Below are 12,894 nucleotides of genomic sequence, written 5' to 3' on the forward strand. Positions count from 1 at the left end.
AAGTCTCACAAAATGGCCGTTATCTTATAGCAAAACGGCGGCCAGAGGCCGCCGTTTAGTGCATTGCGCAGGATTTTAAGCAGCGGCCACAGGCTCTTGCTTCGGTGCCGGTTTCGGCAGCGACGACAGGAACGCCATGATCAGCGCCGCCACATACGGCAGCGACTGCACCAGCAACATCACCACCCAGAAGCGCATGTCATTGCTCGGCAGGCCCTGCACCAGGTAAATCCCCAGTGCCGCACCCCACAACAGCAGCATGATGAACATCTCTTCCCGGGCTTCGGAGATCGCCACCCAGAAACCGTGGTTATCGGCGTTCTTCGGTGTACGGAAGAACGGAATGCTGGTGGTGAAGAACCCGTACAGCACCGCCTTGGCGATGGTGTGCGACAACGCCAGCCCGGCCAGTGCCGCGCAGAACGCATCTTTCAGGTTCACACCCACCGCACGACGGTAGAGGAAGATGATCTTGCCGACCTTGAACACGAACAACGCCAGTGGCGGGATCGCGAAAATCAGCAGCGGCGGGTCAACCCGCGTCGGCACGATAATCATCGCCGCCGACCACAACAAGGCGCCCACGGTGAAGAAGATGTTCATGCCGTCGGCCACCCACGGCAACCACCCCGCGAGGAAGTGGTAGCGCTGGCCACGGGTCAGCTCGGTGTCCTTGCCGCGCAAGAGGCTCGCAGTGTGGCGCTTGATGATCTGGATCGCGCCGTAGGCCCAGCGGAAACGCTGTTTCTTGAAGTCGATAAAGGTATCGGGCATCAGGCCCTTGCCGTAGCTGTCGTGGTAGTACGCCGCCGACAGGCCCTTCTCGAAGACCCGCAGGCCCAGCTCGGCATCCTCACAGATGCACCAGTCGGCCCAGCCCAGCTCTTCCAGCACCGAGCGACGGGTCATGGTCATGGTGCCGTGCTGGATGATCGCGTCACGGTCGTTGCGGGTGACCATGCCGATATGGAAGAAGCCTTTGTATTCCGCGTAGCAGAGCTTCTTGAAGGTGCTTTCGTTCTGGTCGCGATAATCCTGTGGCGACTGCACCACGGCGATTTTCGGGTCGGCGAAGTGCGGCACCATGTGCTTGAGCCAGTTTGGCGACACGCAGTAATCGGAGTCGATCACCGCGATCACTTCGGCATCCTTGGCGGTGTGCGGGATCAGGTAGTTCAGTGCGCCGCCCTTGAAACCGGCCAGGGGCGAGACGTGGAAGAACTTGAAGCGCGGGCCGAGGGTTTCGCAGTAGTCGCGCACCGGCTCCCACACGGCCGGGTCCTTGGTGTTGTTGTCGATGATGAGGACTTCGTAGTCCGGATAATCGAGGGCGGCCAGGGCGTCGAGGGTCTGTTTGACCATCTCCGGCGGCTCGTTGTAGCACGGCACGTGGATCGAGACTTTCGGGCGGTAGTCCGAATCCCCTTCAACCGGCAGGAATTCACGCCGGCGTTTGTGGGTCCAGACTGCTTCGGCCAGCTCATGGGCTTCGGTCAGCAACACGATAAATACGCCCAGGGCGCCGAGTGCCAGCAGGAAGCCCACCGTCAAGCTGAACCAAGTGCTGTATTGCTGACTGTAGTCATAACCGATCCACACCAATACCGACCCGCACAGGAACGCGATAAAGGTCAGGAACGTACGGCCGCGCTGGCGCAGGGCCGAGCCGTCGATCATCAGCAGGGTCAGGGACAGCAGCGCAAGCACCACCGAGCCGATCGCCAGCACTCGCCATTGCGGAATCGCGACCACCGGGCCATCAAAGTTGAATTTCTGCTGGCGTGCGGCGTTGAACACGCCCCAATAGGCGCCTACAGAGCCTTCGTCGCTGGCTTTCCATGGCTGGTCAAACGCTTCGATCACGAAGTAGTTGTAGCCCTGGCGGTTCAGCGTGTTAACCAGCGTGCGCAGGTAAATCGCCTGGTCGGCGGGGGAGGCGTCAGCACCGCCACGCATCCGTCCGTTGCTCGGCCAGCCAACCTCCGACAGCAACAGCGGCTTTTTCGGGAAGGTCTTCTTCAGGTCCCGTGCGCGATCGAGGACGAACTGGCCGGCCTTGTCCACCGGGATATGTTCCCAGTACGGCAGGATGTGCGCGGCGATCAGGTCGACGTGCTTGGCCAGTTGCGGGTTGTGTTCCCAGATGTGCCATTGCTCGGAGGTGGTTACGGGCACCTTGACGGCGGCCCGTACCCGATCCAGCAGCACGATCAGCGCTTCCGGAGTGATTTCCTCGCGGAACAGCGCCTCGTTGCCCACCACTACCCGCACTACGCTGCGGGAGCTGTTGGCGATTTCGATGGCGCGCTGGATCTCGCGCTCGTTGCGCTCGAGGTCCGGACTGATCCAGATCCCCAGGGTCACCCGCAGGCCGAATTCTTCCGCCAGCTTGGGGATATCCCCCAGGGTGCCGTCGACCGAGTAGGTACGGATGTTGTCCGTCAGCTTGCTCATGATCGCAAGGTCCTGACGCATTTGATCGTCGGTCGGATACTGGTCTTTCTGTGGGTACTGGCCTTGCTGGAACGGCGAGTACGAAAAACCGGAGATCTGCTCGGGCCAGTTAGGGGCATTGACCGGGCGGTTGATCAGCGCCCAGAAGCCGGTGAACAGCGCGGCGATTGCCAGCACCACCACCAGGTTGAGTCCAAATTTACGCGATGACATGGCTATTTCGGGTTCCAAAGGGTGTGGAACGAAAAGAGGTGTCGGCCTGCGCCGAACGGCGCGCATCCTACACTGGCCTTTCACCGACCGTACAGCAAGCCGGGAAAAACCGGACATTGGGCAGTGCAACTCGTCGTAAGTTCTCTTACTTGTAGCTTGTAGTTTAAAACTTGTCGCTGTGTAGCCCTATAATGCGCGCCGGTTTTTGGGGTAATGGTCATGAGTACAGAAGATCCACGGTTTGCCGGCGTCGCCCGCTTGTATGGCATTGAAGGCCTGGAGCGCCTGAAGGCGGCCCATGTGGCCATCGTCGGCGTGGGCGGGGTGGGTTCGTGGGCGGCGGAAGCCATCGCTCGCTGTGGCGTGGGCGAGATTTCGCTGTTTGACCTCGATGATGTATGCGTCAGCAACAGCAACCGCCAGCTGCATGCGCTGGACAGCACCGTGGGCAAGGCCAAGGTCGAGGTCATGGCCGAGCGCCTGAAAGGCATCAACCCGGATTGCACCGTGCACGCGGTGGCGGACTTCGTGACTCGCGAGACGATGGCCGAGTACATCACGCCCAATATCGATTGCGTGATCGACTGCATCGACAGTGTGAACGCCAAGGCCGCACTGATTGCCTGGTGCAAGCGGCGCAAGATCCAGATCATCACCACCGGCGGCGCGGGCGGGCAGATTGATCCGACGTTGATTCAGGTGTGTGACTTGAACCGTACGTTCAATGACCCGCTGGCGTCGAAGGTGCGCTCCACGTTGCGTCGCGATTATGGCTTCTCCCGCACTGTGACCCGCCATTACAGCGTGCCCTGCGTGTTCTCCACCGAACAGCTGCGTTACCCGAAGCCGGACGGCAGCATCTGTTTGCAGAAGAGTTTTGTCGGGGATGGCGTGAAGCTGGACTGCGCCGGCGGGTTTGGCGCGGTGATGATGGTGACTGCGACCTTCGGCATGGTGGCCGCGACCAAGGCGGTGGACAAGATAGTGGCCGGGGTGCGCCGGCCTGCTGACAGAGTTCAGGCCCCTTAGATCTCAGTCTGGAATGAAGATCAAAATGTGGGAGCGGGCTTGCTCGCGAAGGCGGAGTGTCAGTCACCAGACAGGTCGACTGATACACCGCTTTCGCGAGCAAGCCCGCTCCCACATTTAGTTTTGTGTGAGGCTCAGATGCCGCATGCGCTGCAACACCGCATTCAACCCATTGCTGCGCGACGGCGATAACTGCCGCGACAGGCCCAGTTGCTCAAACCAGCCGGGCAAGTCGACGGCTTGCAGTTCGGCGGCAGACACACCGTTGACCCGCGCCAGCAACAACGCCACCAGCCCGCGTATCAGCCGTGCATCGCTGCTGGCGGCAAACTGCCAATGCCCATCCTGCAAGCGCCCCACCAGCCACACCAGGCTTTCACAGCCCTGCACCAGGTTGACGTCTACCTTGTCTTCGTCCGGCAAGGCGGGCAGCCGCTCGCCCCATTGCATCAGCAGGCGGGCTCGTTGCTCCCAACTGCCGACCGCCTGGAACGCTTCCAGCGCGACAACGGCCTCAGTCGGCAAGCTCATCGCAACATATCCAGGGCTTGATCCAGCGCTTCAAAAAAGCGCTCCAGGTCATCGGAGTCGTTGTACAGCGCCAATGACACCCGAATCGCCCCCGACAATCCCATCTGCTTGAGCAGCGGCATCGCACAATGATGGCCGGCGCGCACCGCAATCCCTTGTTCGGTCAGCAAGTGGGCGAGGTCGGCGTTGTGCACGCCTTCCACCACGAAGCTGGCCAGGGCGACGTGCGGCGACCCCAGCAAGCGCACGCCATTGCGCGCTTGCAAGCCACGCAACAGGTAGTCGTGCAGGGCGGCTTCGTGAGCCGTCACCGCCTGCTGGTCCAGGGAACTCAGGTAATCCAGGGTTGCCCCCAGGCCGATCACGCTGGCGATCGGCGGAGTCCCGGCTTCGAAACCGAGGGGCGCCGGGCGGAAACTGGCGCTTTGATAATCAGCCTGCTGCACCATCTCGCCCCCAAACTGCCAGTGGCGCAGGTGATGCAGGGCTTCGGTGCGGCCATACAGCACGCCGACGCCGTCCGGCCCATAGAGTTTATGGCTGGAAAACACGTAGAAGTCGCAGCCCAGGGCCTGCATATCATGGCGACCATGCACGATGCCCTGGGCGCCATCGACCACCGTCAGTGCATCGTGGGCCTTGGCCAGCGCCAGCAATTGCGGCAACGGCTGCCAGGCGCCAAGTACGTTGGACAGTTGGCTCACCGCCAGCAGGCGGGTGCGCGGGCCGATCAGTTGGGCGGCGGCTTGCAGGTCGATCAAGCCGTCATCGTCAAGCGGCAGTACCACCAGCGCCAGCTCGCGACGCTTGGCCAGTTGCTGCCACGGCAGCAGGTTGGCGTGGTGCTCCAGGGCGCTGATGACAATCTCGTCGCCCGGGTTGAATAGGTGCTCAAGGCCATAAGCCAGGAGGTTCAGCGCCGATGTCGCGCCGTGGGTGAAGATGATTTGCCCCTCGTCACCGACGTTCAGCCACTGTGCCACCTTGCTGCGACTGTCCTCGAAAGCCTGGGTCGCATGGGCGCCCGGCAAGTGCTGGGCACGGTGCACATTGGCTGCGCCATTGGCGTAGTAATGGCTGATGGCGTCCAGCAGGGCTTGAGGTTTTTGCGTGGTGGCGGCGTTGTCCAGATAGGTCTGGTCTTGCCGTTGCAGGGTGGCGATGGCCGGAAAATCGGCGCGCCAGGGAGAGGGCACAAGCATGGTGATCAAGACTCGTATAAACGGCCCGCACCGGTCAGGCGCGGGCCGTTAGTGGCATCGAGTCGCTGCTTAGTTGTGAGCGTGCAGCGCTGCGTTCAGTTCGATGGCCGATTTGTGGGTTTTGCACTCCACGGCACCGGTCTCGGAGTTGCGGCGGAACAGCAGGTCCGGTTGGCCGGCCAGCTCGCGGGCCTTGACCACCTTGACCAGCTGGTTCTGCTCGTCCAGCAGCGCAACCTTGGTGCCGGCGGTCACGTACAGGCCCGACTCCACGGTGTTGCGGTCGCCCAACGGGATACCGATACCGGCGTTGGCGCCGATCAGGCAGCCTTCGCCGACCTTGATCACGATGTTGCCGCCACCCGACAGGGTGCCCATGGTGGAGCAACCGCCGCCCAGGTCCGAACCCTTGCCGACGAACACGCCAGCCGACACGCGGCCTTCGATCATGCCCGGGCCTTCGGTACCGGCGTTGAAGTTGACGAAACCTTCGTGCATCACGGTGGTGCCTTCGCCTACGTAGGCGCCCAGGCGGATCCGCGCGGCATCAGCGATACGCACGCCGCTCGGCACCACGTAGTCGGTCATCTTCGGGAACTTGTCCACCGAGAACACTTCCAGCAGGTCGCCACGCAGGCGCGCTTCCAGTTGACGCTCGGCCAGCTCATTGATGTCGATTGCGCCCTGGCTGGTCCAGGCCACGTTCGGCAACTGCGGGAACACACCGGCCAGGCTCAGGCCGTGAGGCTTGACCAGGCGATGGGACAGCAGGTGCAGCTTGAGGTAGGCCTCAGGCGTGGAGGTCAGTGCGGCGTCTTCGGCCAGCAGGGTGGCGACCAGCGGCGTGTGGCTTTCAGCCAGGCGGCTCAACAGGGCGGCTTGGGCAGCGTCGACGCCCTTGAGCGCGTCAGCCAGTTGCAGGGCCTGGGTGACGGTGAAAGTGATCGCCTGGTTGCCTTCGGTGTAACCGAGGATCGGCGCGATGGCCGCGATGATTTCAGCCGATGGATTGAGCAGCGGTTGTGCGTAAAACACTTCCAGCCAAGCACCTTGGCGGTTCTGAGTGCCGACGCCGAAGCCCAGGCTGAACAGGGAATTGGACATGCTGTTACCTCTACAAAAATGGAATGGGCTGGCCTACTTGAGGGCCGCCGAATAGCTATCTGGCTTGAAGCCAATCAGGGTTTTGTCACCGAGATCAAGCACCGGGCGCTTGATCATCGAGGGTTGCGCGAGCATCAATTCAATGGCTTTCGCTTGGTCGAGATCGGCTTTGCGTTCGTCTTCGAGTTTGCGAAAGGTGGTGCCCGCACGGTTCAAAACCACCTGCCAACCGTGCTCATTGCACCATTGGGTCAAGTGTTCGCGGTCGATACCGGCCGTCTTGTAGTCATGAAACTCATACTGGATAGCGTGCTCATCGAGCCAGGTGCGCGCCTTTTTCATGGTGTCGCAGGCTTTGATGCCGAAAAGGTGCAACGTTTTGCTTGAAGCGGTCAAGGAATTGCCCCCCTTTGGGCTCACGCAGATTAAAGGTCACGGATTATGCCATGGCCAGCGGCTTTCGGCGCCGCTCGTCACACTTACGTTTTGCTCGTGTGCGACTTTTGTGCAAAGGCCATCGCGCAGCATAGGCGGCTAATATGGCACTTCAACGGCGAGTTGTTGCCTGATGTGTGTTGTTGCAAGTTGATTGTCTGGGAATCCCGCGTTATGCAAACCGCCTACACCGTACTTATCCTGCTGATGCTGGTCAGCGTTTCGCGCCTTGTCGGGCGTGTGATCCCACTGCCGTTACCACTCGTGCAGATCGCCGCCGGTGCGTTGCTGGCCTGGCCGACCCTGGGGCTGCATGTCGCCCTGGACCCTGAGTTGTTTCTTTTCCTGTTTCTGCCGCCGCTGCTGTTCTCTGATGGCTGGCGCATGCCCAAGCGTGAATTGTGGCGCCTGCGCGGGCCGATCCTGACGCTGGCGGTGGGGTTGGTGCTGTTTACGGTGGTGGGTGCCGGTTACTTCATTCACTGGTTGTTGCCGAGTATTCCCCTGCCGGTGGCCTTCGCCCTCGCGGCCGTGTTATCGCCGACGGATGCCGTGGCGGTGTCAGCCATTTCCCAGAATCGGTTGCCGACGCCACTGATGCACATGCTCCAGGGCGAGGCGTTGATGAATGATGCCTCGGGCCTGGTGACCTTCAAGTTCGCCCTGGCGGCGGCGCTGACCGGCGTGTTCTCGCTGGCGGATGCGAGCCTCACCTTTGTGCTGGTGGCCGTGGGTGGGCTGGCGGTCGGTGTGGCGTTGAGCTGGCTGGTCGGCCGCCTGCGTGCCTGGATGATCGCCCGGGGCTGGGACGACCCGGCGACGCACGTGGTGTTCATGTTGTTGCTGCCATTCGCCGCCTACGTGCTGGCCGAACGCCTTGGCGCCTCGGGCATCCTGTCGGCGGTGGCTGCGGGCATGATGCAAAGCTGGCTCGACCTGCTGCCGCGCCAGACCAGCACCCGGTTGCTCAACCGCAGCGTCTGGTCGCTGCTGGAGTTTGCGTTCAACGGCTTGATCTTCCTGCTGCTGGGCCTGCAACTGCCTGACATCATCAAGGCGGTGGTCAGCCATGAGCCGACGCTGTGGCCGACCTTGTTGTATCGCTGCCTGGACGTGATCGCGATTTTCCTGGTGCTGGTGGTGTTGCGGTTTATCTGGGTGCAAAGCATCTGGCGACTGTCGGGTTTATTGCGCCGGATTCGTGGGAAAAGTGAGCTGACGCTGGTGCCCACCGCGCGGTCCTGCTGGTTGCTGACCGTCGGTGGCGTACGCGGTGCCGTGACCCTGGCGGGTGTGATGTCGGTACCGTTACTGCTTGCGCCGGGGCAGGATTTTCCCGAGCGCGACCTGCTGATCTTCATCGCCGCCGGTGTGATCCTGCTTTCGCTCGTCGCGGCCTGCATCGCTTTGCCGCTGCTGTTGCGCGGCATCGAGAAGAGCCCGGATGAGAAACGCCACAATGAAGTGCGCGAGGCCTGGAAGAAGACCGCCGTGGCTGCTATCCATGCCCTGGAAGCCGAAGAACCCGCTGAAGCTGCACCCCAGGATGCCGCCCAGGCAGCCTTGGCCACCGAGCTCAAGGCGCGGTTGATGTCGGAGTATCGTCATCAACTGGAAGTGTTCAACGATTCGGCCGAAGCCCAGGCGCTGGCGTTGCAGATGGATCAACTGGAGCGCAAGTTGCGGCTCAAGGCCCTGCGGGCGCAGCGTCTGGAACTGTATAGCCTGAGCCGTCACCATCAGATTGGTGATGATGTGCTACGGGAGGTGTTGGCGGATCTGGATATGAGCGAGGCGAATCTGGGTCATATCAAATAACACTGCGGTGCTTACTTGTGGCGAGGGAGCTTGCTCCCGCTGGGCTGCGTAGCGGCCCCAAAAAAGCGGGAGCGCTGCGCACTCCAGCGGGAGCAAGCTCCCTCGCCACAGCAAGCCCCCTCGCCACATTCAGCGCAGTTATTTATTGCGGGTAATAAAGTCGCGAATCCGTGTCGCCGCTTCCACGCACTCCGCCAGCGGCGCGACCAGCGCCAGGCGTACACGCCCGGCGCCCGGGTTGACCCCGTCCACTTCCCGCGACAGGTACGAGCCCGGTACCACGGTCACGTGTTCTTCCACGAACAAGTCCCGGCAGAACGCCGCATCGTCGCCCTTCACATTCGGCCACAGGTAGAAGCCGCCGTCCGGGTTTTGCACGTCCAGCACCGGCTTCAGGATCGCCAGCACCGCATCGAACTTCTCCCGGTACAGGTCACGGTTGGCCTGCACGTGGGCTTCGTCCTGCCAGGCAGCAATGCTCGCCAGTTGGGTTTGCACCGGCATCGCGCAACCGTGGTAGGTGCGGTACAGCAGGAAGCCCTTGAGGATTTCGGCATCGCCGGCCACAAAGCCCGAGCGCAGGCCCGGCAGGTTGGAGCGCTTGGACAGGCTGTGGAACACCACGCAACGCTTGAAGTCCTGGCGGCCCAGTTCCACGCAAGCGCTGAGCAGGCCTGGCGGCGGGGTTTGTTCGTCGAAGTACAGCTCGCTGTAGCACTCGTCGGCGGCGATCACGAAGTCGTATTCGTCAGCCAGGGCGATCAGCTTTTTCAGGGTGTCGACGGGAATCAGTGCACCGGTGGGGTTGCCTGGCGAGCACAGGAACAGGATCTGGCAGCGTTTCCAGATGTCCGGCGATACCGCGTCGAAATCCGGGTTGAAGCCGTTTTCATCCAGGCACGGCAGGTAATGCGGCTTGGCCCCGGCGAGGAACGCAGCCCCTTCGTAGATCTGGTAGAACGGGTTCGGGCTGACCACCAGCGCGTCGTCGCCGCGGTTGACCACGGTCTGGGTGAAGGCGAACAGCGCTTCACGGGTGCCGTTCACCGGCAGGATGTTGCGCGCCGGGTCAAGCCAGCCCTTGGGCACGCTGAAACGGCGTTCACACCAGGCGCCAATGGCTTCGCGCAGGGCGGGAATGCCCAGGGTGGTGGGGTACACCGCCATCTGGTCCAGGTTGTTGGCCAGCGCCTCGGCGACAAACTGCGGGGATTTGTGCTTCGGCTCACCGATGGACAGGGCGATGGGGCGTTTGTCCGGGTTCGGCGTGACGCTGCCCAGCAGGACGCGCAATTTCTCGAACGGGTAGGGCTGCAGCTGGTTCAGGGCGTTGTTCATCGATAAATCTCGTTCAATTCATTGGAAGCTGAAAATGGGCGGTCGGTCAGATGCTCAAGCGTGACATCTCGACGCCGGTCTCCTGATTGACGCTCAACTGCTGGACGATGGCTTCCTGCAAGCGTCGGCACAGTTCAGGGTCGGAAAGCGGCTGGTTGTCGGCATCGGTAATGAAGAACACGTCTTCCACCCGCTCGCCCAGGGTCGCAATCTTGGCGTTCTGCAACGACAGGTCGAACTCCAGGAATATCGTGCCGATCCGTGCCAGCAGGCCCGGTCGGTCCGGCGCGCTGAGTTCCAGCACCGTCACCGGGCGCTGGGCGTCGTTGTGGATGGTCACCTCGGGGGCAAAAGCAAAGTGCTTGAGCTGGCGCGGCACCCGACGCTGGATGATGGTCGGGTAGTCGTCAGGATTGCGCAGCGCGTCGGTCAGGCCTTTGCGGATCTTTTTCACCCGCTCCGGGTTGTCGCCGATGGACTCGCCTTCTGTGTCGAGCACGATGTAGGTGTCGAGGGTGAACTGGCTGCTGGAGGTGATGACCCGGGCGTCGTGAATGTTCAGGTTGAGCTGGTCCATCGCCGCCACGGTCACGGCGAAGAAGTCGTGCTGGTCGGGCGCGTAGATGAAGATCTGGGTGCCACCCTCGAACTCGCGCTGGGTGGTTTCCTTGATCAGCACCAGTGGGCCGCCATCGGCCGGCTGCTGCAGGATCGCGTCGCTGTGCCAGGCCACGTCGCCGGCGGTGTGGCGCAGGAAGTAGTCGTCTCCCAGTTGCGACCAGAGTTGCTCGACGTCGTCCGGGTCATTGCCGCCACGCACCAGAATATCCAGGGCCGCGCTTTGGGTGCGGCGGATCTGTTCTTCGCGGTCCACCGGGTTCTCCAGGCCGCGACGCAGCGCGCGCTTGGTCTCGGTGTAGAGCTGGCGCAACAGGCTGGCGCGCCAGGAGTTCCACAGCGTCGGGTTGGTGGCGTTGATGTCGGACACGGTGAGCACGTACAGGTAGTCGAGGCGGGTTTCGTCGCCGACGGCCTGGGCAAAATCGTGGATCACCTGCGGGTCGGACAAGTCCTTGCGCTGGGCGGTGGTGGACATCACCAGGTGGTTCTGCACCAGCCACACAATCAGGCGGCTGTCCCACAGCGGCAACTGGTGACGCTGGCAGAACGCTTCGGCGTCCACTGCGCCAATTTCCGAGTGATCACCATGCCGGCCCTTGCCGATGTCGTGGTACAGGCCGGCGAGGTAGATCAATTCCGGCTTGGGCAGACGCGCCATGAGCTTGCTGGCCAGCGGGAATTTCTCTGACACCTGGGTGTACTGCAACTTACGCAGGTGCTTGATCAGGTTCAGGGTGTGGGCGTCCACCGTGTAGATGTGGAACAGGTCGTGCTGCATCTGCCCGACGATAAAGCCGAACTCCGGCAGGTAGCGCCCCAGGATCCCGTAGCGGTTCATGCGCCGCAGGTTGCGGTGGATGCCGATCTTGCACTTGAACAGCTCGATAAACAGGCTGGTATTGCGGATGTCGTGGCGGAAATCGTCGTCGATCAGGTGACGGTTTTCACGCAGAAGGCGAATGGTGTCGGCGCGTACACCCTTGATTTCCGGCTGCTGGGCCATCAACACGAAGATTTCCAGCATGGCGAACGGCGTGCGTTTGAACACGTTGTCGTTGCGTGCCTCGATATAACCATCGTGGAGCTGGAAGCGCGCGTTGATCGGCTGCGGCGGTGCTTCGTCTTCCGGGGCCAGGATCACTTCTTCGAAGTGCTGGATGATCAGGTCGCTGAGCTGGGCAATGCTCATTACCACGCGGTAGTACTGCTGCATGAAACTTTCGATGCTGGTCTTCGCGTCTTCGCCTTCAAACCCCAACAGGGTGGCGATGGAGCGCTGGTGGTCGAACAGCAGGCGGTCTTCGGAGCGCCCGGCCAGCATGTGCAGCGCGTAGCGCACTTTCCAGAGGAATTCCTGGGAGGAGGCCAGCAGGGCGTTTTCGCTCTCCACCAGGAAGCCTTCCCCGGCCAGGGCGCGCAGGTTCAGGGTGCCGTACTGGCGACGGGCGACCCACAAAATCGTCTGGATGTCCCGCAGCCCGCCGGGGGAGCCTTTGACGTTGGGTTCCAGGTTGTATTCGGTGTCGTTGTACTTGTGGTGCCGGGCTTTCTGCTCGGCACGCTTGGCCAGGAAGAAGTCCTTGCTTGGCCACATGTGCGCGGTGCTGGTGACTTCCAGCATGCGCTGGCGCAGGCGCTCGGGGCCGGCGATGGTGCGGCTTTCCATCAGGTTGGTGATCACCGTCAGGTCGGCGCGGGCTTCCTGGGCACACTCGTCCACCGAGCGTACGCTTTGGCCGACTTCCAGGCCGATGTCCCACAACAGCGTCAGAAAACGCTCGATGGAGTCGCGAAAGATCTCGTGATCGGCGCTGTCCAGCAAGATCAGCAGGTCGATGTCGGAGTAGGGGTGCAGTTCGCCACGGCCGTAGCCGCCGACCGCCACCAGGGCGATATCGGCGTCTTCACTCCAGCTGAACTGTTCCCAGGCCTTTTGCAGGATGTTGTCGACGAACCAGGCGCGGTCCTCGATCAGCCGGCGGATATCGCGGCCGGTACGAAAGCGCCCGTCGAGCACCTCGCGGGCCTGACGAATGGCCTTCTTGAAGGCGGCGATGGGGCTGGCCTTCAGTGCCAGTTCCGCCTGGAACTGGCCACGGTCGAAGAGTTCGGGATCCACCTGGGGCATCGATCGGTTTTCCTTTCTATC

Annotated in this window: 9 protein-coding genes; 2 read left to right on the forward strand and 7 right to left on the reverse strand. The window is 62.1% G+C overall.

From position 1 onward, the window contains the following. Positions 1-75: 75 nt before the first annotated feature. Entirely contained in the window at positions 76-2,667 is a 2,592-nt protein-coding gene (locus JV201_RS05580; protein ID WP_003219347.1) for a glycosyltransferase, read from the reverse strand. 219 nt (positions 2,668-2,886) lie between these two features. On the opposite strand from JV201_RS05580, the gene tcdA reads away from it, so the two are divergent. Beyond that, positions 2,887-3,696 (forward strand): tRNA cyclic N6-threonylcarbamoyladenosine(37) synthase TcdA, encoded by an 810-nt coding sequence (gene tcdA, locus JV201_RS05585; protein WP_219406612.1) that lies wholly within the window; start codon positions 2,887-2,889, stop codon positions 3,694-3,696. A 117-nt stretch (positions 3,697-3,813) separates the two neighbouring features. Here tcdA and JV201_RS05590 read toward each other — a convergent pair whose 3' ends face one another. The 4 genes from JV201_RS05590 to JV201_RS05605 all read right to left on the reverse strand — a co-directional run bounded on the left by JV201_RS05590 (position 3,814) and on the right by JV201_RS05605 (position 6,929). Then, positions 3,814-4,227, reverse strand: a complete 414-nt coding sequence (locus JV201_RS05590) for a SufE family protein (RefSeq protein WP_102605550.1) — start codon at positions 4,225-4,227, stop codon at positions 3,814-3,816. Beyond that, entirely contained in the window at positions 4,224-5,429 is a 1,206-nt protein-coding gene (locus JV201_RS05595) for an aminotransferase class V-fold PLP-dependent enzyme (RefSeq protein ID WP_003219343.1), read from the reverse strand. The genes JV201_RS05590 and JV201_RS05595 overlap by 4 nt, the downstream gene beginning before the upstream one ends. Positions 5,430-5,498: 69 nt before the next feature. Next, positions 5,499-6,533, reverse strand: coding sequence for a 2,3,4,5-tetrahydropyridine-2,6-dicarboxylate N-succinyltransferase (dapD, locus tag JV201_RS05600; RefSeq protein WP_003219342.1), 1,035 nt, complete (start codon positions 6,531-6,533; stop codon positions 5,499-5,501). 33 nt (positions 6,534-6,566) lie between these two features. After that, on the reverse strand, positions 6,567-6,929 hold the full coding sequence (locus tag JV201_RS05605) for an ArsC family reductase (RefSeq protein ID WP_003219341.1): 363 nt from the start codon (positions 6,927-6,929) through the stop codon (positions 6,567-6,569). Between the two features lie 213 nt (positions 6,930-7,142). Between JV201_RS05605 and JV201_RS05610 the strand changes: the two genes are divergently transcribed. Beyond that, entirely contained in the window at positions 7,143-8,786 is a 1,644-nt protein-coding gene (locus tag JV201_RS05610) for a Na+/H+ antiporter (protein WP_003219338.1), read from the forward strand. 138 nt (positions 8,787-8,924) lie between these two features. On the opposite strand, the gene dapC is transcribed toward JV201_RS05610, so the two are convergent. Both dapC and JV201_RS05620 read right to left on the reverse strand, forming a co-directional pair. Further along, positions 8,925-10,124, reverse strand: a complete 1,200-nt coding sequence (gene dapC / locus JV201_RS05615; RefSeq protein ID WP_177069008.1) for a succinyldiaminopimelate transaminase — start codon at positions 10,122-10,124, stop codon at positions 8,925-8,927. Positions 10,125-10,170: 46 nt separating this feature from the next. Then, positions 10,171-12,873, reverse strand: a complete 2,703-nt coding sequence (locus JV201_RS05620) for a [protein-PII] uridylyltransferase (RefSeq protein ID WP_003219334.1) — start codon at positions 12,871-12,873, stop codon at positions 10,171-10,173. Positions 12,874-12,894: the final 21 nt, after the last annotated feature.

This window comes from Pseudomonas sp. Colony2, assembly GCF_019382755.1.
Taxonomy (GTDB): domain Bacteria; phylum Pseudomonadota; class Gammaproteobacteria; order Pseudomonadales; family Pseudomonadaceae; genus Aquipseudomonas.